The sequence below is a fragment of the Imperialibacter sp. genome, assembly GCF_040222385.1.
Classification (GTDB): domain Bacteria; phylum Bacteroidota; class Bacteroidia; order Cytophagales; family Cyclobacteriaceae; genus Imperialibacter.
On record NZ_JAVKDF010000035.1, the window covers coordinates 1 to 23,913 of the forward strand.

Genomic DNA, 23,913 nt, shown 5'->3' on the forward strand with positions numbered 1-23,913 from the left:
TTGCCCGACTTAAGTGTCTGTAATGCTTCCTCGAAAAGTTGCTCCAACTCACTCCGAGGTGGTCTCTTTGATTCCATTTCTGTCATAAGTTCTCATTTTATTTTTACTTATACTTATGACACACTTTTCTGAACAGTCTCCCGTCAGACGCAGGAAAGGTTAGTTTTTTGCTAAAGCTCCAGAGAGAGTGACCCGCCTTCGCCGGAGGTTTCGGCGTGGAAACCCTGCTAAGCCAATGGTTATGGCGGGTAACCCGCCTTCGCTAAAGCTTCGGCGGGTAAAAAAAATCCCGCTGACGTCAGCGGGATTCAGGTAACCATGGTTAGACACTTTAAGTACTTCATGCAGCTTGATCTGGTTCAACATCAGTGGGCAAAACGAGCTTGTCGTTCTCCACCTTTACAAACTTCACTAAAGAAATTTGGTCTTTCAGCTCATTGCCAGGGGTAAACAGGATCCTGGTATTTCGGATGCTGTATACATTCACCTCCTCAGGCAACAAGTGCCCGGTACTGCTGATACCGATACTGAACTTACCCAGCGGTCCCAGTTCGATAGGTCTGCCATCGAGCAGGTATTCCGGGATGAGCTGAAGGAAGGTTTCGATCACCGCATATACATCGGCCATGTTCACAGTGCTTCGTGCCCATATCGCTTTGATGAACTGACGCATCTGAACCTGACGGTCTCTCTCGATGGCAGCATAGTACTTGAATTGTCCACCTCCGACCACTCCCGGCTCGGCACGGCGAACTGTTTTAAATTGAATTGACATAATTGAAAATTGTTTAAAATATGAAACGAAAATTTAAGTTTGAACCGGCACCGGGCGCCCTGTAACCAGCTCGGTGAGGAGTGCATTGCTCTTCAAATGAGGCCTCAAAAAGAAGGGGAATTTACTCTTCGTGTACAGTAAAAAACATTTCAATATTGATGCCAAAAAATTATCATTTAAGGAAAATTGGTAAAAAAAATATAAATTATTTTCACCTACCTTATTTTTAACTTGTAAAGAGAGGGAATTTTAACCTCCAATTGGCCTATACAGGCCTATTAAGTTATTTCAATCGATTGAATTATTTCATGTGATCAAAATTAAATTTCATCCATTTTGTGTATTTATAAAAATTAGCTGACTACTCCATCAGGAATTGAATCATTTATTTTAACATAAATTAACGAATTGATCATTGTGACGTGGGTGGGTTTAGTACGGCAAGGGAGGTCGGTGGCGTGACATGGCAGAAAGGAAATCCCCTCCTTTTGGGGTCCCTCGAAAAGACGGGGAGGCTTAACAAGGCCTGCGCTACCCCTGGCCCCTAAAGGGGAATCCCAGCGCACGGGCATTGGTATCAGGTTAGTGATCTCATCATCCTATAACCACCCCCAACTGCCAGAGTGAAGCGAAACCTCAGGGTCACTGGCGGAGAGCCCAAGGGGATTTGTATCCTATGAAGATTTCCGTGAAAACAGCACGCTTCTCATAAGCTGCTTCTGCTGGGGGATCCCGCCGGCGGGCGGACGGGACGGGCACCATGACGTTGTTAAGGTAGCGGGAGCTGGCGTCGGTACGGGCAAGGGAGGGTAAAAGCATAAGGTGGTGAGCGGAGATTAATGTCTAGTTGCAGCGAGGCTTCTTCACAACTACACTCCCCACACCGTCGTCACCTCGATTCCGAGGTACGAGGGAGAGGGCCCCGTGATGCAGGCACCCCAAGCCGGGCGCCGCCCCAGTCAACAACCATGCTCCGGAACCTGGAGATTTGGGAATCACCTCCTTTTGGGGTCTCTCGAAAAGGAGAAACGCAGACCGCAAGTTCCGTAGGGACGAAATATGTATAAAACCACGACAGTAACCGATGACAGAGCGAGTGCCGTAGGTGCGGCATATATAAGCTAGCTGAGAAGCCTGGTGCCACCCAAACTGCTTGGCGCCAAACGAGGAGCAAGAGGGAAAGCGCTAACTCCCTCAGGGGTACGATGAAAAATGCAGACATCAACCCCCTCAGGGTCCTCTTCGAGAGACCCCAAGGGGAATCGTTTCTTGAGAGCGCACGACATCTGATTCGAGTTAGCGATCTCGTCATCTTTTAACGAATCTTTGCGGCCCGATCTTCGGGCTTCCGCCATTGCGTGAGATGAATAAAAAAACCTCAAATGAGGCCAAAAAAGAGCGGATTGAAAAACATAGCTATAATTGATGTAAAACATAGCTAACATTGACTTGAAACATAGCTATAAATGGAGGCAAACATAGCTATGTTTGGGATGAAACATAGCTACAATTGAAGTGGATTATAGCTATGATTTCGGTAAGGGGTGAAAATGAGGGAAAAGAAGGCTAAAATAGATGACCCTCCCGGGTCGGATGGTTCGGATGGTTCAACCTACGCCAAGGCTTCGGTCGACAAGTCGGACTGTCCGAAAGTCTGAGTGTCTGAAAGTCTGAATATCTACAACAAAACCCACTTCGCCCAGAGCATGCCCAGGTACTCGTGCATCACGAGCTCGGTCTTTCTCAAACTGGCGGTGGAGGGTAGAAAATCTAATAGTCTTAATCGGATTTCTGTTTTGATGTGGTGATTGGTGGGAGCTGCTATGGGCTGTAAACCCCTGGCCTCGAAAAGCATCATGGCACGGGGCATGTGGATGGCATCGGTGGCTATAACCACCTTGCTGCCTTTACCAAAACGGGCTACAAATTTTCCGGCTTCTTCCCAGGTATTGAGGGCTCCTCTGAGCTGAAGGGTATCGGAGGGCGGGACACCCAGGGCAAGGGCGCCTTCGGCGATGGCCTGTGCCTGACTGATAGGTTGTGTGATCTGGCCTGCTGAGCCAGCTACCCTGGCATCCGGCAGGGCTTTGTAGATACGCACCGCTTCAGCCAGCCTGCCCAAAGTGGTGATGTTCAGCCTGTTCAAAGGGGGGAGCTCCTCGTTGTACCCATACCCTGCGCCCAGCACGATAATAGGAATCGGCTCTTTCGATAGCGATAGCTGACCTAGGTCACATACAGGATAGGCACTTTCAAGTTGACGGATCAAGTAGTTAGGGAGGAAGGATGTAGAAGTTGCAAGAAAAAGGCATGCGGATAGGAAAAAACTTACCCAAGCGATCTTCTGCTGACCATAAAAACGAAAAAAAACTCCAGGGAGCAGGAGTATAATCGAAATGAAAACCGGATTAAGAAAATATGCAAGGAGGGACTTCATTTATCCAGAAGAGTTTTTTGGAATCGCAATCACACGCTCCTTCTGACGGAAAAATACCACTGTATCGTCGTCTACGTCTTTATCAACAACCATCCCGGCAGCGATCTTGTTTCTGTCTCCTATTGTTATGCCTGGAATGGTTGCGCTATTGATACCGAAAAGGTTTTCATTTCCTACTTTGGTGAAGCCAGACAATGAGACATTAGGGCAAATAAAATTATAATGCCCCAGCTCAGAATCGTGGCCAATGCTGCAACGTGCGTTGAGCAGGGTAAAGTCTCCGATCTTTACATTAGGCCCGATGTTGACATTTGGTGCAACCACAACTCCCTGTCCGATTAAGGCACTTTTTGAGACATAAGTACCGGGGTGAATCACGGTAGCAAACCTGGCGCCAACAGCAACAAATTTCTCGATTATAGGGCGCCGGTAGGTCAGGTTGGCGATTCCCATTATGTACGACGCTTCATCTAGTATCTTGTGGTTGCTAATGGCACCCAAGAACGGGGCTGAAAAGGAATACCTGGCGTAACTATCCGGGTTGTCATCCAGAAAACCAACAACTTCCCATTCAGTGGATGCTGGGGCTTGATTGGCATACTGAATATATTCATCTATTTCAGCGGCATGGCCACCCGCTCCGATCACTATTAGTTTAGTTTGTTTGTCTGACATAAACTTTGTGTTTCTGCAAACCGTTCAAAAACAAGGGTTTCAATGACAGTACACTTTTTCACTTACCTGCCAGCAACAATTGATCTAATTTTCATCTGTCTTTCGTCACTTGGCAGTATACCCCCCATCGACTACCAGGTTTGTCCCTGTTATCCATCTTGCACTATCCGACAAAAGAAAAACGCACGAATAAGCCACATCCTCCGGTTTTCCCAACCCTAGCGGAAAGTTCTGTTTTCGCTTTTCCTGTTCTTCCGGGCCTAAACTTTGAAGGTACTTCAAGATCATCGGCGTCAAAACTGTTCCCGGAGAAATACAGTTAACATTAATATTTTTATTGGCTAGTTCGATCGCCATTGATTTTACAGCAGAAACAAGAGCTCCCTTTGATGCCGAATACCCTACCAGACCTGGCCTTCCAATCATGGATGTTATGGAAGAAATAAAAACAAAACTTGCATGATTTGAAACATACTTCTTTTTTGAGAATATTCCTGCGAGTTCCAATCCACCAACCACATTCAACTTATACAATTCATTGAAATCTGCTGATTTCATAGAGACAAGAGGAATCGTTTTTTCAATGCCAGCTGCGTGGACAAAACCATCGATGCGATTTTTGTTCCCAATGTATCGGTCGATGACGCCTCTGAATTCTTTCAAATCGCCCGACAGATCAAGGATGCAATAACTATGACTACTATCCGGGTTTTCCTTGCTAATTTCCTTCAATTCTTCCATTAGCAATTCTAATTTTTGCTTATTTCTTCCTAAAGCAATAATCTGCGCCCCTTGTTTTGCACATTCAAAAGCACAAGCTCGCCCAATGCCCGATGAGGCCCCCGTTACGACAATGGTCTTATTTGTTAGCAGAAATGGATGCATTGCCATCAAACCGCAGAATATCCTCCATCAATTATCAAATTAGAGCCAGTTATCCATCGACTTGCATCAGACAGGAGGAAGGCACAAGAATTAGCAACATCTTCAGGAGCCCCCAAGCCGAGTGGATGAGCATTCTTTATTTTTTCAAATGCCATTTGATCCTTGCTATAAGATGCATTACTTAACATTGGCGTTACGACGACCCCTGGCGAAACAGCATTGACTCTAATATTTCGAGCCGCCAATTCGATAGAAAGTGACCTTACCCCCGATATCAGGGCACCTTTTGTCATTCCGTACAACGACTTTCCGGAGTCACCCACCACACCAATGATGGAAGCTATAAAAATGATACTGCCCTTGTTTGGTGACATGAAATATCTCTTTGTAACAATTCTGGTCAGATTTATAGCCCCAAAAACATTAACCGAAAAAAAATCTTCCATTTTAGCATTCGTGACTGATCTTAGCGGTATAGTAGTTGCTATGCCGGCCGAGTTAACAAGGCCATGCACTTTACCTAGTTTTTTAACTGATAATTCGACTACCTTCTCCATTTCTTCACTCTTTAGCAAATCCAAACAAAAAAATTGATGCTCCTTTTTTCGCTCCAATTGCGAAAGCGTGTCATTCAAGCGCTCCTCACTTTTGCCCAGTAACGTGAGATTCGCACCGAGCCTGCTGAATGCAATCGCACATTGACGCCCGATACCTGATGAAGCGCCTGTTACAATTATATGTTCGTTTGTTAAAAGAAACGGAGAATCCATGGTAGACTGGGTTCAAATATATTTTGGCATTGAAGAATAAGCGAGCAGCTCTTGAAGTTACCTATTAGAAACAGCACTCTCATCAAGATTGCGAACTGAATATAGGTATGAACACAAGATTACTCCAATTATGATGTTAAATGTCTATAGTTCTACCAAATCACTTATTTGACAAGCCCTCATTTCGAGAATAGCAGAGGCCCAGGACATACCGACACCGAATCCACATAAAAGCACATTATTTGACTCTTTTAGTTGCAATTTCAGTTTGTCAACTATAGTCAATGGAATAGACACAGATGAAGTATTCCCGAACCGCTCCAAAGAGGTAGGAACTTTGTGCACAGGAATTTTTAGTTTTTTTACCAGATAGTTGTTCATATAACTATTAGCCTGGTGAAAAATATAATAATCCAGCGAATGTAAATCGGTTTCAGCATATTCCGACAATCTCCGAAGATCTTTCGGGATTTCATCAATTACAAAATTGAATACATCCGCACCATTCATGTAGCCATGCTCTTCGCTTCTTACGTTTCCGAAATCATCCACCATGCGGCTAGCCACTGTGTCGGCCGAGCTTGGTTTGCGATAGCCTCCGGCGTCTATTTTTATTAAATTCTCTCGACTCCCATCTGAATTTAGAGAAAAATAGCTGTTTCCAAATTTTTTATCTCGTTCAAGAACAGCCGCAACACCACCGTCTCCAAATAAATACGCAACTTTTCTGTCGTTTTCAGAATACACCCTTGACCGGGTTTCGCCATCCAACAGCAACACCTTGCGAAAACCACCTTGCTGAAGAAAAGAAAAAGCTATTGACAGACCGTAGACAAATGCCGAACATCCTAAGTTGACGTCAAATGCGGCAGTTTGCTTCGAAAGCCCTAACCTGTTTTGCAAAAGAACCGAGGTTGCGGGCATTCGATAGTCAGGGGTCTGAGAAATAAATAAGACAAGATCTATTTCTGATCGGTCAATAGCTAAATCTGTCAGTAGCTTTTCGGCTGCTGCGTAGCAAAGGTCAGAGGCACACATCCCGGGGGGTGCAAAACGCCTCTCAAATATCCCAGTCTTGCTGACGATATCATGTGCCACCTCTTTGCCAAAGAGAGCATTTTGGTAGGCCAGGTTATCAATCGTATTTGTTGGCACTGCGGCAGACAAACCTGAAATACCTATCCCATTAAAACTTAGTAGTGACATAGTAAAAGCATCTTTTAAAATATTCGACGGAGCATAATTGTCAGACTATTACAATAATTAACTTGTCACAATTCAATACTTGGGATGTTAAACCATTCTCTTTTTAACTTCTACCATTAGTTCTCCAACTGTGTTTAGTTTATTAAACTCGGCCTGTTCAATGACAACACCAAATTCCTCATCAAGAATTGCTATAAGTGATAGATGACCTAACGAATCCCATTCCTCATAGTCTCGAAAAGTATCTGTGAGGTCGATTGTCCTATCTTCCAATTCTAACGCCTCTTTGAAAGCTTTGATAAATTTTTCTTCCATTTTTCTTCTTTTAAATGTGTTTTAATTCATATTTCAATAACCGGAGGACACACAATTTTATTCGTTTCCAAAATCACAGAAGCCCATGACAATCCTACCCCAAATCCGCATGCAACAATGACGTTGTGTCGGAATCTAAGTGGGTCGCATAGTTGCGAAACCATCGTTAAAGGAATAGATGACGATGAAGTATTTCCATACTCTGGAAGTGAATATGGCACCTTTTCCGGCTCAATTTTAAGCTTCTTTCTAATTTTTTCGTTCATCATTTTATTAGCCTGATGCAAAACGAGATAGTCGATGGCGTCAATCTTGATGTCAAAATACTCTAATACGCCGGATATACTTTTTGGCGCTTTAGTTATTCCAAAGGTAAAAACGCCGGGCCCATCAAGAATGCTTTGAAGGCTATTTCTAACAATACCGGGCTCAATCTCGTGTTCAACCAAAGAATCACTGGAGAAAAAATTCCTGAAGCCACCATCAGGAATCATTATAGCTTTGTGACTACTTCCATCGGTGGCAGCATGAATCTTCAGCCCGATGCTCCCCTCTTCATACTGAACAGCAGTTGCAGTGCCGGCATCGCCGAAAAGTGGGTATGTACTTTTGTCTTTTGGAGATTTGGTTATGGTGGTGGTATCGCCAACTAACAGTAAACCCTTTTTCATGTTGACACTTGAAGAAAGCAGTGATGCAATCGTAGTTAATCCATATACCCAACCAGAGCAGCCAAGGGATATATCCATTGCGTAACATTCCTGGCTAAGCCCCAGCCTATTTTGAAGAATACAGGCAGTAGCTGGGAAAATGTAGTCCGGGGTTTGTGATACAAATATCAGATAACCTATCTCACTTCTTTCCCACCCAATTTCAGCCAGGAGAGTCTCTGCCGCTTGAAAACAAAGGTCTGAAGCACATAAATCGCTTCCTTTAACTGTGTGCCGTTTCAATATGCCTGTCGCCTGAATAAACTTGTTCCTATCATCTTCTGTCTCAAACAAAGAGAGCTCTCGGTTATCTTCGATTTTTTTTGGAACGCAAGCAGCCATTCCTTTGACGGCAATGTTAGGAATATATTGAAAAGCCATATTCGATACTTAATGTTATTTACTAAAATACAATCCGTTTCGCCGGGTTCCCTAAATACAATGCATCATTCTTTGTGTTCCGCATGATAACGCTTCCGGCACCAACTCTAGTTCTGTTTCCTATTTTCAATCCCTGAAGAACGGTAGATTGAACGCCGAAAAAGTTAGCATTGCCAATGGTAGTTTCGCCTGAAATGCGGGAAGAGGGGCCAATAACGTTGTAGTCTCCCGTCACTACGTCGTGACCCAACGAAACCATACTGTTTAGCAAATTAAAGTTGCCAATTGTGACATCGCAGCTTATTCGGCAACTGAAAAAGACAACATTGCCCTTCCCAATCTTCATGGACGCTTTGTCAAGAAATAGAACATTAGGTGCAATTAGGTTTGGAAAATACACAAGCTGATTGTCAATTTTCCCGGACAAATCTTCTATTACCGTAGGGCTCGCCACTGAAATGACAATTCCCAGTTCTTCTGAGTAACTATTTAAGTCTTGAATTCCTCCCAATACTGTCCCAAATTTGTTCTTGAAGCCTTTTGGAAGCCCGTCATCAAAAAACCCGATGAAATCCCAAGTTAGAAACTCACTGTTGATATGGTTGATCAAACATGCAATTTCTTTTCCGAACCCGCCTGCACCGTAGATTGCTATCTTCTTCAATTTGTTATTCTATTTTGCCCTATTTCCCTTAAATGCTTCCATTGTAACATCCTTTGCTGAGTTGATTCCTTCCTTCATAAAGACCTTTTTGATAGTAAGAAAAAGAATTTTCATATCAAGGCTCAGGGAAACATTATCTACATAATACAAATCAAATGTGAATCGCTGTTCCCAAGAAATAGAATTCCTTCCATTTACTTGCGCCCATCCAGTGATTCCAGGCCTAACTTCATGGCGACGTGCCTGCTGATCATTATAAAGAGGCAAGTATTGGATCAAAAGAGGCCTTGGCCCTACAAGACTCATCTCACCTTTCAAAACATTAAATAATTGAGGGATTTCATCTAAGGACGTCGACCGCACAAGCCTCCCCACTCTGGTTATTCTTTCACTATCTTTAAGCAGATTACCCATGGAATCACGCTTGTCGTTCATGGTCTTAAACTTAATCACTCGGAAAAGCACTCCATTTTTTCCAGGCCTATTCTGAAAAAAAAAAGGCTTGCCTCTATTCGAAATTACGAGTATCACCGAAAGTGAGACGAGCACTGGCGATACTAACACAAGTAAGGTAGCGGCCACACTAATATCTATTAGCCTCTTAAACAAAAAAACGTACATAGCGACTTTTAAACTGAGGTCTTTTTACTGATTGTGAGCGTCAGTGGATAGCCTTTTTTCAGTTTCTGCAGGGTGATCCAAGGCTTGATCGAAAATCTAAGCTGAATACCATGCGGCAATTTCTGACGCATTATTTGGAGTGTACTTTTTCGAGGCATCTAATGCATTCTTTGAAAGCTGGTCTTTCAACACGTTGTCCTGCATCAACTTCCTGATAAATGAAACCATTTGATCCAATTGAGACGGCGAAAAAGATTCGCCGACCAAATGTTCTTTAACCAAACAAGCGAGTTCAGAACTCGGGTCGGCAATACATAATAGGGGGCGGCCGGCAGACAACAAACTAAATGTCTTGCTGGGCACGCTTAGCAAAGATGCCTCTCTCCCCAAACTCACCACCCCTAAGTCAGCAGCCGACATACTGTAAGGTAACATCTGGACAGGCAATAGCGACAATAATCTGCAATTTTTCAATTTCAATTTTTCAATTTTCTTATCGATCATGTCACGTTTCTCACCGCCACCAATAATAAGCACGAAGGCATCGGTGTCCTGTAGTTTCTCGGCAATATCGACCAGGATATCTACATCGTGTGTGCGTCCAAGATTCCCAGAATACATGATAACAAATTTGTCGGCAAGGCTTTGGTCAGTAATGAAAGGGTTTTTGTCCTTTGGTATTTGCTTAAAGAAAAGTCCGTCGGCCCACACATTAACAGTGTCTATGGGCACGCCAGGGTAATATTGAAGTAAATTCTCCCTCATTCCTGAACTTATGGTTATTACCCTTGTGGCTCTTTTGAAAACAATTTCGTGGTATTTTCTCCATTTGCGAACAATGAATGACTCTTCCTTCAACACCTTATACTCAATGAGAGCGTCTGGATAGACGTCAAAAATCAAAAAACTGAAAGAGTTTCGGCAAAAGAAAGGAAGCAAGGTGGAGAACGGAGGGTTGGTGACCAAAAAAAGATGAGCTTTCGGGTATTTCCACCGAATTAACCAAACGATCTGAATAAAGCCCCAAACCCATGTAAAAATCCTTCTAAATTTTGTACTGCGATCGTAGGGAATTATTCTTTCTTGTTTCACTTCCTTCTGAAGCGCAGTGTTTCGCTCCACCACAATTCCAGAAATAATTGTTCGTTCGTCATAAATCCCGTCAAATGCGTTGACAATGTCGATCATGAGATACCCTGAGCTTTGATTGACGAAGACTATCTGGCTCTTCATTTTTGGATCGGCATATAATAAGGTCTATTGCATTGAACCCAGGTGGAAAAATTCCACGAATTTGAAAAATGAACGAGCATTTGTAAAAAAGTAATCAACCTTTGCTTAACTAAAAATAGAAATAAAGGTTCGTGCTGCCTTTCTAACTCTTTCATCGTAACGCTCAAAGATCATCTTGTCGAAATCGGTTCTCTCAGGAAACTCTTTGATAGCTGACGCCAGCTGATTTGGGCTATGTGGATCAAAATATACGCCCCAACTTCCAAGTTGTTCCAGGTTCACGTCGATATCTGAGGCAATAACGGGAGTTTGCAGGGATATCGCATCTTCAATCACCGTGCTCCATCCTTCAAAAAGACTAGGCTGGATGACAGCCTGTGCATACTTCATAAGACAAAGCTGCTCTTCTCTCGCAAGCAGCCCCAGAAGAAATACTTGTCCTTGCAACTCGTGGTCAGCGATCAGAGATTTCAATTCGGCAATGTGCGGCATGCTGGTATCGTCAGGGATTTTTCCCGTCATGACCACAACTGGTTTGCAACCTTGGCTTTTTAGCCTGATGAGTGCCTCTAACACAATTTTATGGTTTTTGTGCTTGTGAAATTGGTTGGAGACTAAAAAATAGGCAGCTGGCAACTTGAACTTGTCGGTAACAATGTCCCGACCGGGAAAACTAAAACTATCGATCACTGAAGCAAAATGGAATACATGAAGGTTACTGGCTTTTGAGGCACGGTAAAACCGGTTAAAATCGTCTCGGACGGCCTCGCTTGAGACCACCAGGTCTTTGTTATTCCAAAGAATTAATCTGGTTCTCAGTTCGCTTTCCCATAAATATTTCTTGTTAAAAAAATGCGGATAGTGTTTGTGCTGCAAGTCTGCATACCAGCTCACAAGCTTCACCTTGCCTCTGCTTTGCACAGGATAGTCTCTCAGGGGGAATATCGCATCAACGGAATATTTTCTTATAATAGGCTCGACGAACTGGTTTTTTAGTGTCAACCAAGAGTTAATATAGCCTTTGTAGAAGGAAGGAAACTCCCATTCCACAGCTTCCAGATAAGGATACTCAATTTCATCGACAAACCTTTTTAGGTCCTTTCTGTAAAAGAGAATAATTCTGGGCTTTTCCTCATCATCCAGCCAATTCAATATTTTGATTGCATTCAGGATATAGATCAGTCCACCCATCCAGGTACTCCTGAAATTGTAGATGACTCCTATTGTTTTTCTTTCTGTTGCACCCATTGGTAGTAGCGCCGGAGGCCTTCCTCTAATGTAAATTCGGGACTGTAGTTATAGTTCTCTTTTATTTTTGAAATGTCCGCCACCCAGCGTGATGGGTCGCCCTGTCGTTCAGTCTGCGTAAATTTAATTTGAGGCGGATGAGGGTAATAGGAAAAGAATGTCTCGGCTGCAGATCTGATTGAAGTTTCTATGCCGCTAGCCGCATTGACCGCCTCCCCATGAAACTTACCGTGTATGGCTATCAACTCAATAAGTCTCACCAAATCAAGTACATAAATGAAGTCCCTGGTTTCGTTACCTGAGCCAAATAGTTCTACTTTTAGTTTGGCCTTTGACTTTTGATAGAGGTCCCAGAAAATTTGTTTTGTGAGCCCCTCTCCATACGCTGAAAAAACTCGCAAGCTACAAGTGGCCAAACCGAATTGTTCATAGAACTCTCTGCATATCGTTTCACTCATGTACTTGTGATACCCATAAGGGGACAATGGTTTCGGGATCGCCTCTTCAGCCACGGGCAGGCTTGTTGGGTTGCCGTAGACCGCAGCACTCGACAAATTGATGAAACGACAATTGGGTTGTTTGTCTCTTATCGCATTCAATAAACCAAAGACATTACTGGTATTCAGATGATAGTCTCGGCGGGGGTTTCTAATGGAGTCGGGCACACTTGCTGCGCCGGAACAATTAACACACAAATCGAACGCCTGTTCTTTGAACACACTCTCAAAACCATCGTTCGTAGTATCAATGAGAAAGTAGTTTTTAGCAACGTAGTCCACTATTACATCTGCGCCGTAGACATTGTACCCTTCATTCTCCAAATAGGTCTTTAAGTGCGAGCCAATAAACCCCCGCACACCTATTATTATCACTTTTTTTATGGTTACGCTATTTTTCACTCCCGGGGAACAATAAAATCATAAAATCTTCTTCCAATTACCAAAGGATCAAATTTGTCGACACTTTTAATAGCTCTGTCACTCATATCCTTTTGCAAACCAGGGTTGTCTATCAGTTGCTGAAGACGCCTCTCAAATAACTTTTGATCAAAAAGCGGGATCAAGAAACCGTTTTGTCCATCTGTTATCATTTCAGCTGGCCCAGCCACACAATCATAGCTCACCACAGGCAAGCCAGCAGCCAGGGCCTCGCCAATTACATTTGGAAAACCCTCTGAGGAAGAAGTGAATGCAAATAAAGACGCCCTATTATAATACAATTCCACATCGAGGCGCTTACCGGCAAACTCTACCCTGTCAGCGACCCCCAAACTAACCGCCAACCGCTTCAACCTTTCAAGGTGGTGCTGTTTCAGGTGATCCTCCCCCACAATGACCAACCGCCATTCCGGGGCATTCAATTGCGCAAAAATCGTAATGAGCTGATCCTGGTGCTTGGTCTGGATGAGCCTTCCTACCATGAGAATTTCTTTTTCCCTTGGCCCGTCTGTAGTTGCAATCTTTCTTATTGGGTTCCCAATTACCTCCATCCGCTTCGGTTTGTATATTTTGCGATAGATGGCGGCAGCCGTTTCAGTTTGTGCAATCACGCCTGCTGCCGTGGGGTAGAGCCATCTTCTGAGTTGGTGTTGCATCCTTCCCAACGGCTTGTCGGGCTGGCTTCTGTCGGACACAAACACCTGCAAACCAGTTCCAAAGGTTGCCAGCAAAACAAAGGAATTCCAATATTCGCCAAAGCTCAGGGCCGAAGCCGGCTTCAGCTCCTTCAGTATCTTTCTTAGAAAAAACAATGTTCGGACGGTAGAAAAAAAACGGCTGCTATTTTTGAAAACAAAGGGAGGTAGGTGCAGCGTCACATTTTTAGGCACTGGGTAAAAAACTTCTCTATTGAAACCATAAAGCACCAAATGGATTTCCATCTCTTCTCTTGCAGCAAAGTAAGCTACCACTTCCAGCATTACACGCTCCATCCCTCCTGCCTGCAAGCAGTGCGTCACAAAACATACTCTTTTCATTTAAGGAAATTATTCATTGAAAATTGCCTGATTCTTCCTCTTCCAAAATTGCCGCCTTGATCGCTTCAAAAAGCTTCACAGAACCCGCATAGTTCAAATGATTCTCGCTCAGCCAATCTGCCCGGGAGTTGAGCAATGGCCCTGCAACGTCACGCCGATTTAAGTTAACAACCTTAAACTTAACATCAGGGCCAAATCCAACATATACATCATCGCAATTATTCTGCTTCCAACTCCAACAAGGCATTTCAAATGCAAGAAATTTGATGCCCTGGTCGGCACATTGTTGGGCGATATGTTTTAAAAAAGTGTAACCTTTGCTCTGATAGTCTGTTGTGCAGTTGGCGATGGAGGAATTTTCGAACACAGTTCCGTCAGCAACAGAGCGCTCTAGTATAAGCTGTCCGGCTACGACTGAGGACTTTCGGCGCTCAGAAGACAATATCTTCTTAAAGTTCTCAATAAAAAGCCATCGAAATTTGAATAAGGGAAGTTCCTCCAATTCGAAGCGCCACAACCCATAATAATTCTCAATTATAGGATTAACTACATACTCCCTGTTGTAGTTAATATGACAACTGCTTAAAAAAAACAGCACAAACTCCGGTCGATTATTGCGGGCTAGGTAGTGCTCCAACTGGATGTAATTGGACTCGATAGACGACCCCGCAAGGGAGAAATTATAAGCAGTTCCTACTGAGTCGGATAGCATTTGGGTATTTACTCCATCGAGTGCTGTGCTATTACCCAGTACAAGGATTTCAAATGATTCGTCAGTAAAATTAACTGACTCGTCCGTCTTCCGAAATTCAGCATCTACCTTGCTAAGGGCAAACAAGTACAGCGCATTTACAGCCAAAAAGGCGATCAGAAGGAAGGCTACAAAGACTCCAAATTTTCTCATCAGAATTGGAAGTAGATAAAGCTCTGTTTCGAAAACTCGCCAAACAGGCAAATCAATATCAAAAGTGCAAGGGAAGACAGAAAAGCAGCCTTTTCCCCATACTTGATCATCTCATTTTTTCTATAGAGGTAAATCCAGCTAAAGAAGAAGAAAGCTGAAAATGAAAAGACTAGTGTGATGATCTCATTGTTCGGAATTGCCAACAGGCGCCCACCTGTCGGTGAAAAGACACCTTTGATGTAGCCCACCGCACTACCAACCGATTCTGATCTGAAAAACACCCAGGCTAAAGTCACTACCGAAAATGTCAAAGCCACTTTTAGCGTATCGACAAGCCCAGGCAAAAGCTTCGTTCCGGAGACAATATCGGCTTTGTACTTTGCATTTGACTTAACCACAAACGAGGGAATAAACAATAATGCGTGGATTCCTCCCCATGCCAGAAATGTCCAGTTCGCCCCGTGCCAGAGTCCACTGGTCAAAAACACAATGAAAACATTTCTGATGGCCACCGAACTTCTTACTCTCGATCCCCCCAACGGATAGTAAACATAGTCCCGGAACCACGTCGATAATGAAATGTGCCACCTTCGCCAAAACTCTCCTATATTCCTTGACAAATAAGGGAAATTAAAATTACTCATCAGGTCGATCCCAAACAGCCTGGCCGTTCCGATAGCGATGTCTGAATAACCACTGAAGTCTCCATATATTTGGAATGAAAAAGCTATGGCGGCGAAAATCAGCGAAAGCGAGTTGTACTCCTCATGCGATCCGTACACTTCACTTACCATTCCTGCCAGCGCATCAGCAATCACCACTTTCTTAAAGAAGCCCCATAGTATTTGCTCAATCCCCTCAATAGCCTTTGCTGAACTAAAGGTTCTTCGTTTCTCAATTTGTGGAAGGAGATTCGACGCCCTCTCGATGGGCCCAGCCACCAGCTGAGGAAAGAACGAAACAAAGGCGGCAAAATTGACAAAATTTCTTGTTGGCTGAAGTCGTCCGTAGTAAATGTCCAGTGAGTAGGACATGGTTTGAAAGGTGTAAAACGAAATACCAACTGGCAGCACAATACTGATCGTCCAGGGGTCCATGTAGATGCCCATCTGGCTAAATAGTTCAATCCACGAACCCACAAAAAAGTTGTAGTACTTAAAAAACCCCAGCAGCCCCAGGTTGAATACCATGCTGAAAGTGAGCCAAATCTTCCTTGTTTGCCGTTGTTGCGCAGCGTCAATCCTCAGCCCTGTGATGAAGTCGACGACGGTGCTTAAAAAAATCAACGAAAGGAATCTCCAGTCCCACCAGCCATAAAAAACATAGCTGGCCACCAGTAACAGCACATTCTGAAGCCGAAGGCTTTTGCCAAATACAAACCAGTATAGCGCAAAAACGGCGGGCAGGAACAGAAGAAACTCTACTGAATTAAATAGCATATCACCTTTGCTGCCCTATCAAGGCCTTTATTTTGACTTTCTGACGATGCATTCTGATCAACATTCTATAGAGGCTCGCAGCACAGTTAAACAATACTTGACAATCCAATATTCAAGATAATAGTCGATTAATGTGACTATCCTTATTGAGACCAAACTATTCTGAAACCTCGCCCATAACGGAATTTAAATATTCGGTCAGCTTCACTGCTCCTCTACCGTTTACATGTGAATTATCATGGAAATCGTCGTACTCAAAAGAAATCTGGGTTAAGTCGATGATTTTTCCCCGGCCGAATATTTTCACGTAGTCGCTTAAGCAACCGCTTTTGGGGTATGGAGGAATTAGAACAAAAATTCTGCAATTAGCCTGGGCTTCGAGTTTGCGAAATAGCGTGTTGATTCTTAACAGCGAATTTCGATAGGATACAGGAAGCGGAACAAGGCAGTTATCGAACTCATTTTTAAAAGTTTCCAATGAATCTTTATCTGCCTTTACACTCAAATGGCTGATAGACTTTTCCAATGGCCTCCATCGGAATTTCTGACCAGCATTTGGCCCAAAATGGGTAATATCACGGACGACCCTTGCGAAAATAGCCGGCCAATGCTCAGCCGGATAGTCGGGAAAATTTGCGTAGCGGTATCTGATAAACGATTCCGAAAAATACCACCATTGCCCATATCCACTACTGATCTCGTTCGCCTCCTGTAAATCTAAATATATAGTCCGTCCATCCAGCAAATGATGCTCCTTGAGCTTCATGAGGACGGCGACAGATGCAAAAGCAAATTGCCCCCCTTCAGCCAATATGGTTGATTCCTCGCTTAACAGGGAGTCGATGATGCTCCATTTCAGCTTAGAGCTGCCAATGAAAATGTTCTCTTTTACTTCTCCACTCTCTAAAGCTTGCACCAGATAGGTATTGCTCATTCTGTCGTATCCATAGAAATCAACGAGCAACAGAACTGTAGCAAAAAGGGAAAAAAACGCCCCAAACTTTAAAGTTTCCTTTAGGAGACTGCGCAAATTATCTAAAATTGAAAATAGATGAAGTCAGATCCCGATCTGGTCGAATGTGAAATAATGGAAAAGGCCAAAACAGCGTACGAAAAGTATCTTAACGCTCTGTAACCTGCCATATCATAATCTATCCTCTTAAAAAAGAAAACAAGCAATTCAATCATCAAAAAGAAGGCGACGTACTTAAATGAGGAGAAGTAGTCTGCCGTAAAATGTGGCGACAGATGTCTTATGTAGTCAAATGCACTGGCCAAACTCTCCGATCTGAAAAAAATCCAGGCAAAGCAAACGATGAGGAAAGTCCATGCAGTTTTTATGGCCACCAAGAAAAATGAGCTTTTGCTCCTTATCACTTCTACCTTCTTTTGCTTTAAGTAGAAGGATGGGATGAAGTATAGGGCATGTAAAGCCCCCCATACCACAAAAGTCCAGTTGGCACCATGCCAAAGTCCACTGACCAGAAACACAACAAAAATATTTCTTACGGCCGTTTTTGTCGCCACCCTTGAACCTCCCAACGGGTAATAAACATAGTCTCTGAACCAGGTTGAAAGTGAAATATGCCACTTCCTCCAAAATTCAGCTATCGAGGACGAAAAATAGGGAAAGTTGAAGTTCACCATGAGCTTTATGCCAAACAGCTTTGCTACGCCAATCGCTATATCGGAATAACCGCTAAAGTCGCAGTAAATCTGAAGTGCAAAGAACAGCGCACCTAAAACAAGCGTTCCCCCGGCAAAACCAGGGTAGTTAGAGAATATTTCATTTACAGGACCTGACAATGAATCGGCAATCACCACTTTCTTGAACAGCCCGAAAAGAATCTGTCTCAATCCCTCCACACCAGTTCGATAGTCCCATTTCCTTGGGTTCGCAATTTGGGGCAAAAGACTGGACGCTCTCTCAATAGGTCCAGCGACTAGCTGAGGAAAAAAGGAAACAAAGGCTGCAAAATTGACGAAATTCTTTGTCGGTTGCAGTCTCCCGTAGTAGATATCCAGCGAGTAGGACATGGTTTGAAAGGTGTAAAACGAAATACCCACCGGCAGCACAATATTCATTGTCCATGGATCCATATAAATGCCCATCTGGCTAAACATCTCAATCCATGAGCTCACGAAAAAATTGTAATACTTAAAGAATCCCAGCAATCCCAGGTTGAACACCAGGCTTACAGTGAGCCAATTTTTTTTTGTTTGCTGTTGTTGCGCAGCGTCAATCCTCAGCCCTGTGATGAAGTCGACGACCGTGCTTAAAAAAATCAACGAAAGGAATCTCCAGTCCCACCAGCCATAAAAAACATAGCTGGCCAACAGCAACAGCATGTTCTGAAGCCTAAGGCTTTTGCCAAACACAAACCAGTATAGCGCAAAAACGACTGGAAGGAATAGAAGAAATTCTATAGAGTTAAATAGCATAAAACGTGGCTAAGGCCACATCAATTTCTTTTCCTTTTTATTACTAACTCCACCATCCATCCGTAGGGGTTGAAGGCACCCTGATGCCATTTTAATTCACGGTTCCAATAGCCGGGACAGGCGTCGTACCCGGACGGTGCAAAGCCATAGTTAATTTCTATCAGCACCGGGTCATTTTTTTGATTAAAAACAAAATCGTACGCCACACATTGTGCTTTCAATTTGTCGGTATAGGCAAATGCCAGCCTGATGCAGCGTTCGTCAAACTCCTCTCTTTCATATTTGAACAAGCCACTGCCCGATGCCCTGAAGTCACCCTTCCTCACAAACCGCTTCAGGGCAAATGCTTTCTGATCGATCACAATGATGCGTATGTCAAAATCATTGGCCGGAAAAAACTCCTGAAAATAAATATAGCCCCGTTCTCTACCCATTACCCTGGCGTAAGGGGGCGACACAAAAAGTCGTGCAAAGCCTTTTACGACCTCAAACAGGCTGACCTTGCCCATCCGATACTTACGGAACCGCTCCTTTAAACTTCCCCATGCATCATAGGGACTGAACCCCTTGCCAAATGCTGTATGAATGAGTTTTCTGCATTCCGCATGATTTTTGACCAGGCTTACATTCTGCGATCCGGCTCCTCCCCTGAGCTTAAATACCTTCGGAAACGTGGTGCTGCCCGCCCATTCAAGCGCTTTTGCTTTCTCATAGAACACCCAGGTAGGGGCAAATTCCGGAATCCCGAGCGCTTCCAGCAGGTATTTCTGCCCTACTTTATCGTCGAAATGCCAATTGGTATTGAAGTCAGGAAATACAGTTTTTCCGCTTTGCTCAAGGGCAAACAGAAGTTGCTTCGCAAAAAGAATATCTCTCGGACTGCCCTGCTGGTGGTGCCATAGCAGTGCTTCACAGTCGCTTACCTGCTCCACAATATCGCTGGCATAACAGTCGACTGTTTTGTATTCGATACCTTTTGTCTGGCAGTAGGCCATCCAGCGTTGGCTGAACGAATCGTTGGTTCGATGTATGGCTAGCTTCATCACATGTTGTATTCCAGTGCCCAGGCTTCGAAGGCAACCATCACCCACAGTGCCTCCACTTCTTGCGGAGAGATGGCTTCAGGTGTGGATACCCAATGGTTAATTGCTTTTGTATTAAAAATGCCTCGTTGCTTGATAGAAGGCATGATTTTATCATTGAGATATTCCTTGAAATCGGGATCTGAGAAAAAATCCTTCAGCGGAATTCCAAACCCGCCCTTAGGCCGATAAGAAAAGTCTTCCCCAAAAACTTTACCCGATAGCTCTTTCAATGCAAACTTGGTCTGTTCTCCTTTTGCTGTCTTTCGCACCAATTGATCCTGCGGTACCTGAAAGCTATCCGCCACCAGGTCATTGTCCAGGAAGGGTACCCGGTTCTCGATACTATGCGCCATCGACATTTTGTCCTGCCTCATCAGCAAATCAGGCAAATAAGTCAATATTTCATATTTGACTTGCTTATCGAAAGCAGAGCCGCTTAATGCAGCATAGGTTGTTCTTCTGGCAGAGAGCGCTGACTCAAGGTCAAACCCTGGCTTTAATACAGCAGCCTGTTCTAAAGCCATGAAAGAGGATCCCATGATGGCCCTGTAGTCGCCTCCCGAATAAGCTAAAAGATGCTTCCATAAACTTCCTTTATTTTTCCGAAGGCTTCGAAATAAGGTTTCAGGGTGATAGGGATGAGTGACGGCCGCAAATCGATCATACCCTCCGAAAACCTCATCAGCTCCCTCACCGCTGAGCAGCACCGTTACATACTTTTTTGCCTCCTGCGAAAGCAAGTAAATACCGATCGTGTTTGGGTGGTTGAGTGGTGCTTCGAAATGCCGGGTAGCATGCTCAAAATGCTTCAGGTAGTACGATGGATCCAGCTTAAATTTGTGAGCCTTCAGCCCCAGAAGGTTCACTACCTGATCGACATACGGTTCCTCATTGAAATGGACATTGTCGAAAGTGATGGAAATAGTCTCCAGAAGGTCGTCTTGCTTGATCTCTCTGGTAAAATAGGTAACCAGTGATGAATCGATTCCGCCTGACAACTGGCAGCCCAGTTTGACGTCACTTAGCAATTGTCGCTGCACGCTGCCCAACAAGGAAGATCGCAAGTCTTCCATCATTTGCATGGAGTCGCCGGAAAGGCTCCTTTGATAGTCATTGATGGAGAAGAACTTTTTGACATAACTTTCGGTGGGTGTATATACCCGGTAGGTTCCCGGATCAAGCCCCTGCACACCCTCGTACAACGTCCTGTTTATCGTGTTTCTGAACAATAAATATTCATCAACCAGTGTGCTGTCCAGACTCGCTTTGAATTCGGGTAGTGCCAGGAAGCTCTTAATTTCAGAAGAAAAAGCAACAAGATTGCCCGCCTCAAAAATATACATGGGCTTGATACCAAATCTGTCCCTGGCAATAAATAGCTCCCGCTTACGAAGGTCGATCAACACGATAGCGAACATGCCATTGAGTTTTTTGACCATCTCGTCCAAGCCGTCCCGCAGGTACAAATTAAGAATCACCTCAGTATCCGACGTGCTTTTAAATGTGAAGCCGTCCTTTTGCAAGCCGCCTTTGTAGTCAAAGGCATTATAAATTTCGCCGTTGAATGCCAAAATGACCTGGCCGTCGGCACTGCACATGGGCTGATGCCCATTGGCCGAAAGGTCAAGGATACTAAGCCTGTTGAATCCCAGGATGCCTTCATAGCCTGTCTCTACCTGCTCCGTTTTTTCATTAGAAAACTCCCGGGAAGTCTGGGATCGGATGGAAAAAGTGCGAACCCCGCTGTCGTCAGGTCCTCTGTGCTTCTGCTTTTGAAGCATGGCCAATACTGTAGAGGTATCGCCAATGTGCTTCCCTGATCTATAAAAATACCCTGCTATACCACACATGACTGTCTGTTTCCTGTAAAAGTCGCCGACTAATCGGCTATTTTTTATTCAATGCATTCAATAATACTTCCCTGTGCGACTCACACCTGATCAAATTGGTCATCAGCCTTTTTTTTCTCGGTGAGTTGAGCGAGGGTATCCAGCCCTTGAACCGCAAACCAGGCAGTATACGGCCCTCATAGGGCTCAAGCCACGTGAGCATGAGATTGGCCAGTGTGTCGGCGTGCTGCACAAATGCTTTTTCCAAATATTCATCGTCCTGAATAAAGGCGTTCAACTTTTCTACGCTGTCCTTTAGTTCCGACAGTCGGTCTCCGGCCAACGGGTACACTCCGGGGACGGTCGAGTTTTGCTCCACGTAGGCCGTTTCATAGCCGACTGGCTTCCCTTTTTCAAACAGTAATTGCGGAACCATACCCAAATTCCATGGCGAGTCGGCTTTACCAGGCCAATCGAAACAAAAATTGCCAAGGCTGTAAAAAATGGGTGCTTCTTTGTATACCTCAAAGCCTGAAATAATGTGTGTGTGATGGTTGATCACAGCACTGGCTCCAGCGTCTACCAAAAACCTGAAAAGCTTTTTCATTCTGGGGCTTGGCAACGGATAATGCTCGTGGCCCCCATGAGAGATCACAATAACAAAGTCTGATTTCCCCTTTGCGTGCTGAATTTGACTATAAATAGCAATCTCGTCCAGAGGATTCACCCCGGCTCCGGCTCCATGCGTGGTAGACCATTCATTCTCGGCAAAGTTGATAATGCCGAAGGTAAGCCCCTTTATTTCCACAAAATGCGGGGTGGATGCTTCCTTCAAATTACGGCCAGCACCAAGCCATTGAATATCCCGTGCCTTCAATGTCCCGAATGTATCAGTCATTCCTTCTACCCCGTAGTCAAGAAAGTGGTTGTTGGCTGTAGCCACCAGCTTGATACCAAGAAAAGTAAGAATATCAGCAGTATCCGGATGACATTTCAGGTGCGGCCCGGTTTTTACTATCGGCTTGGATGATGTCGTCAGGGGGCATTCCAGGTCTGCTATGGTCAGGTCGTTTTTGCTCAGTTTGACACGAACCTCTTCAAAATATGGCTGCCAGTCACCCTGGTAATACGCTTTTTCTATTCTTTCCTGCGGGCAAAAATCACCAGTGAAGCCTATTTTAACCATTGTTTTTTGCCATTTGATCAGCCAGCTGATCGGTAAACATAAATTTTACTTCCGGCCATTTTTTCACCACCGCCTTCAATAGCCTGGTGAGTTCCTTCAATCCCCTATCACGGTTTCTTTCGTCAATAAACCCAATATAATTGACCCTGTGAGAACAGATCACGGCAGGCTTTTGAAAAGTAAAGGCGGCACTGATTTCCGCCAGGCAGCTATCCACCCAATCTTTAGCTGGATTCATGGTGGGCTCAAAAAAACAGTTGCGCACATTGTACCGGGGGCAGCCACTTTGGTGCTCACCAAAAAAGTGAGTTTTGTCTACGTACTGATCAAATTGCCCCGTAGGCACGAGCTGCCTTCTGGTACCCTGCAACACTTCTATACCCAGTTTTGAAAATTCAGTGTCAAGCGCAGGATCCCAATTGTAGCAGGGAGCAATGAAGGACTTTGAACGAAAGCCAAATATTTTCTCAAACATGTCAAGCCCGTCGGAGATGATTTCCCGATGTGTAGCAATGTCATCCCGGTGATCCCAATCGAAAGCTTCCATGAAGCTATAGTCCCCCTCCCCCGAAAATGTAGTACGCTGGTCGAAGCAAAAGCGCACCTTGTCGTCACCCGATTGTAGTCTCTTCATCCACCGGTTGATGTTGAGATGTTCCCGGCCATGAAATTGTGGCCAAAAAATGTCAGATGTCATCGCTTGTTGCCATTTGGCAAAAGACTTACCGTGCTGAGGGTATTTCTCAAGTGTCGTGGTGAAGGGCTCGAAGTGATATTGTCCGAAATTGTCCTGCCTTATTCTATCAAAATCAGGATTGGCCATGATGGTATTGGCAGTTACCTTCACGGCTTCTCCCTGGCTGTTTCTCACAGCCTGCAGCGCATTAAAAAAGAGATCCAGGTCCTGCTCGCTGGCCAGGGCATCGTTCCTGTAGATACTTGATGATATATCCATTCCGGCAGCCTCAAACTTTCTCAATACCTCCACCGATGGCGTCCGGATGGCTCCCCAATCGTCTGACTCGATCACAATTGTCTTGTCTTTAAAACGAACGCCGGGGGCGTTTACCCGGGCAGCGTTCATTCTCGATTTCCATCTTTTCAGTACAGTTGTCAGATAGCTTGCCATTCCC

22 protein-coding genes are annotated in these 23,913 nt (G+C 44.3%); all 22 read right to left on the minus strand.

The window, feature by feature from the left end:
* Positions 1–340 precede the first annotated feature (340 nt).
* The 22 genes from RIG68_RS15915 to RIG68_RS16020 all read right to left on the minus strand — a co-directional run bounded on the left by RIG68_RS15915 (position 341) and on the right by RIG68_RS16020 (position 23,909).
* Positions 341–775 (minus strand): HU family DNA-binding protein, encoded by a 435-nt coding sequence (locus RIG68_RS15915; protein WP_350124252.1) that lies wholly within the window; start codon positions 773–775, stop codon positions 341–343.
* 1,678 nt (positions 776–2,453) lie between these two features.
* Complete coding sequence (locus RIG68_RS15920) at positions 2,454–3,044, minus strand: YdcF family protein (protein WP_350124255.1); 591 nt, start codon at positions 3,042–3,044, stop codon at positions 2,454–2,456.
* A 168-nt stretch (positions 3,045–3,212) separates the two neighbouring features.
* Positions 3,213–3,887: an acetyltransferase gene (locus RIG68_RS15925; RefSeq protein ID WP_350124258.1), complete on the minus strand. Its 675-nt coding sequence runs from the start codon at positions 3,885–3,887 to the stop codon at positions 3,213–3,215.
* Between the two features lie 105 nt (positions 3,888–3,992).
* Complete coding sequence (locus tag RIG68_RS15930; protein ID WP_350124261.1) at positions 3,993–4,778, minus strand: SDR family NAD(P)-dependent oxidoreductase; 786 nt, start codon at positions 4,776–4,778, stop codon at positions 3,993–3,995.
* Positions 4,778–5,542, minus strand: coding sequence for an SDR family NAD(P)-dependent oxidoreductase (locus tag RIG68_RS15935; protein ID WP_350124264.1), 765 nt, complete (start codon positions 5,540–5,542; stop codon positions 4,778–4,780). Before RIG68_RS15935 ends, RIG68_RS15930 begins: the two co-directional genes overlap by 1 nt.
* A 144-nt stretch (positions 5,543–5,686) precedes the next feature.
* On the minus strand, positions 5,687–6,748 hold the full coding sequence (locus RIG68_RS15940) for a 3-oxoacyl-ACP synthase III family protein (protein WP_350124267.1): 1,062 nt from the start codon (positions 6,746–6,748) through the stop codon (positions 5,687–5,689).
* A gap of 87 nt (positions 6,749–6,835) precedes the next feature.
* Positions 6,836–7,063, minus strand: a complete 228-nt coding sequence (locus tag RIG68_RS15945) for an acyl carrier protein (protein ID WP_339792897.1) — start codon at positions 7,061–7,063, stop codon at positions 6,836–6,838.
* A 26-nt stretch (positions 7,064–7,089) separates the two neighbouring features.
* A complete protein-coding gene (locus RIG68_RS15950; RefSeq protein WP_350124270.1) occupies positions 7,090–8,154 on the minus strand; it encodes a 3-oxoacyl-ACP synthase III family protein in 1,065 nt (354 codons plus the stop codon).
* 22 nt (positions 8,155–8,176) lie between these two features.
* Positions 8,177–8,818, minus strand: a complete 642-nt coding sequence (locus RIG68_RS15955; RefSeq protein ID WP_350124273.1) for an acetyltransferase — start codon at positions 8,816–8,818, stop codon at positions 8,177–8,179.
* 9 nt (positions 8,819–8,827) lie between these two features.
* A complete protein-coding gene (locus RIG68_RS15960) occupies positions 8,828–9,439 on the minus strand; it encodes a sugar transferase (protein WP_350124275.1) in 612 nt (203 codons plus the stop codon).
* 96 nt (positions 9,440–9,535) lie between these two features.
* Positions 9,536–10,672 (minus strand): glycosyltransferase family 4 protein, encoded by a 1,137-nt coding sequence (locus RIG68_RS15965; protein WP_350124278.1) that lies wholly within the window; start codon positions 10,670–10,672, stop codon positions 9,536–9,538.
* A 105-nt stretch (positions 10,673–10,777) separates the two neighbouring features.
* Complete coding sequence (locus tag RIG68_RS15970; protein ID WP_350124281.1) at positions 10,778–11,920, minus strand: glycosyltransferase family 4 protein; 1,143 nt, start codon at positions 11,918–11,920, stop codon at positions 10,778–10,780.
* Positions 11,893–12,792 (minus strand): NAD-dependent epimerase/dehydratase family protein, encoded by a 900-nt coding sequence (locus RIG68_RS15975; RefSeq protein WP_350124284.1) that lies wholly within the window; start codon positions 12,790–12,792, stop codon positions 11,893–11,895. The genes RIG68_RS15970 and RIG68_RS15975 overlap by 28 nt, the downstream gene beginning before the upstream one ends.
* Before the next feature lie 23 nt (positions 12,793–12,815).
* The gene (locus RIG68_RS15980) at positions 12,816–13,895 is read right to left on the minus strand and encodes a glycosyltransferase (protein WP_350072300.1); all 1,080 of its coding nucleotides are present in this window, start codon (positions 13,893–13,895) and stop codon (positions 12,816–12,818) included.
* A gap of 13 nt (positions 13,896–13,908) precedes the next feature.
* Positions 13,909–14,799 (minus strand): hypothetical protein, encoded by an 891-nt coding sequence (locus tag RIG68_RS15985; RefSeq protein WP_350124287.1) that lies wholly within the window; start codon positions 14,797–14,799, stop codon positions 13,909–13,911.
* Positions 14,799–16,238: an MBOAT family O-acyltransferase gene (locus RIG68_RS15990; protein WP_350124290.1), complete on the minus strand. Its 1,440-nt coding sequence runs from the start codon at positions 16,236–16,238 to the stop codon at positions 14,799–14,801. The genes RIG68_RS15985 and RIG68_RS15990 overlap by 1 nt, the downstream gene beginning before the upstream one ends.
* A gap of 157 nt (positions 16,239–16,395) precedes the next feature.
* Positions 16,396–17,268 (minus strand): hypothetical protein, encoded by an 873-nt coding sequence (locus RIG68_RS15995; RefSeq protein WP_350124293.1) that lies wholly within the window; start codon positions 17,266–17,268, stop codon positions 16,396–16,398.
* A gap of 5 nt (positions 17,269–17,273) precedes the next feature.
* Entirely contained in the window at positions 17,274–18,680 is a 1,407-nt protein-coding gene (locus tag RIG68_RS16000) for an MBOAT family O-acyltransferase (protein WP_350124296.1), read from the minus strand.
* Positions 18,681–18,700: 20 nt separating this feature from the next.
* Positions 18,701–19,723, minus strand: a complete 1,023-nt coding sequence (locus RIG68_RS16005; RefSeq protein ID WP_350124299.1) for an ATP-grasp domain-containing protein — start codon at positions 19,721–19,723, stop codon at positions 18,701–18,703.
* A complete protein-coding gene (gene asnB, locus RIG68_RS16010) occupies positions 19,723–21,615 on the minus strand; it encodes an asparagine synthase (glutamine-hydrolyzing) (RefSeq protein ID WP_350124302.1) in 1,893 nt (630 codons plus the stop codon). Before asnB ends, RIG68_RS16005 begins: the two co-directional genes overlap by 1 nt.
* 37 nt (positions 21,616–21,652) lie before the next feature.
* Positions 21,653–22,780 carry a CapA family protein gene (locus RIG68_RS16015; protein WP_350124304.1) on the minus strand — a complete coding sequence of 376 codons (1,128 nt, stop codon included), beginning with the start codon at positions 22,778–22,780 and terminating at the stop codon, positions 21,653–21,655.
* Complete coding sequence (locus RIG68_RS16020) at positions 22,773–23,909, minus strand: hypothetical protein (protein WP_350124306.1); 1,137 nt, start codon at positions 23,907–23,909, stop codon at positions 22,773–22,775. The genes RIG68_RS16015 and RIG68_RS16020 overlap by 8 nt, the downstream gene beginning before the upstream one ends.
* Between the last annotated feature and the right edge of the window lie 4 nt (positions 23,910–23,913).

Bases quoted from the DNA above. Each gene is read 5' to 3' on its own strand.
- RIG68_RS15915 (WP_350124252.1), bottom strand. From the start codon at position 775: ATGTCAATTCAATTTAAAACAGTTCGCCGTGCCGAGCCGGGAGTGGTC.
- RIG68_RS15925 (WP_350124258.1), bottom strand. From the start codon at position 3,887: ATGTCAGACAAACAAACTAAACTAATAGTGATCGGAGCGGGTGGCCAT.
- RIG68_RS15930 (WP_350124261.1), bottom strand. From the start codon at position 4,778: ATGGCAATGCATCCATTTCTGCTAACAAATAAGACCATTGTCGTAACG.
- RIG68_RS15935 (WP_350124264.1), bottom strand. From the start codon at position 5,542: ATGGATTCTCCGTTTCTTTTAACAAACGAACATATAATTGTAACAGGC.
- RIG68_RS15940 (WP_350124267.1), bottom strand. From the start codon at position 6,748: ATGTCACTACTAAGTTTTAATGGGATAGGTATTTCAGGTTTGTCTGCC.
- RIG68_RS15945 (WP_339792897.1), bottom strand. From the start codon at position 7,063: ATGGAAGAAAAATTTATCAAAGCTTTCAAAGAGGCGTTAGAATTGGAA.
- RIG68_RS15950 (WP_350124270.1), bottom strand. From the start codon at position 8,154: ATGGCTTTTCAATATATTCCTAACATTGCCGTCAAAGGAATGGCTGCT.
- RIG68_RS15960 (WP_350124275.1), bottom strand. From the start codon at position 9,439: ATGTACGTTTTTTTGTTTAAGAGGCTAATAGATATTAGTGTGGCCGCT.
- RIG68_RS15965 (WP_350124278.1), bottom strand. From the start codon at position 10,672: ATGAAGAGCCAGATAGTCTTCGTCAATCAAAGCTCAGGGTATCTCATG.
- RIG68_RS15970 (WP_350124281.1), bottom strand. From the start codon at position 11,920: ATGGGTGCAACAGAAAGAAAAACAATAGGAGTCATCTACAATTTCAGG.
- RIG68_RS15980 (WP_350072300.1), bottom strand. From the start codon at position 13,895: ATGAAAAGAGTATGTTTTGTGACGCACTGCTTGCAGGCAGGAGGGATG.
- RIG68_RS15985 (WP_350124287.1), bottom strand. From the start codon at position 14,799: ATGAGAAAATTTGGAGTCTTTGTAGCCTTCCTTCTGATCGCCTTTTTG.
- RIG68_RS15990 (WP_350124290.1), bottom strand. From the start codon at position 16,238: ATGCTATTTAATTCAGTAGAGTTTCTTCTGTTCCTGCCCGCCGTTTTT.
- RIG68_RS16000 (WP_350124296.1), bottom strand. From the start codon at position 18,680: ATGCTATTTAACTCTATAGAATTTCTTCTATTCCTTCCAGTCGTTTTT.
- RIG68_RS16005 (WP_350124299.1), bottom strand. From the start codon at position 19,723: ATGAAGCTAGCCATACATCGAACCAACGATTCGTTCAGCCAACGCTGG.
- asnB (WP_350124302.1), bottom strand. From the start codon at position 21,615: ATGTGTGGTATAGCAGGGTATTTTTATAGATCAGGGAAGCACATTGGC.
- RIG68_RS16015 (WP_350124304.1), bottom strand. From the start codon at position 22,780: ATGGTTAAAATAGGCTTCACTGGTGATTTTTGCCCGCAGGAAAGAATA.
- RIG68_RS16020 (WP_350124306.1), bottom strand. From the start codon at position 23,909: ATGGCAAGCTATCTGACAACTGTACTGAAAAGATGGAAATCGAGAATG.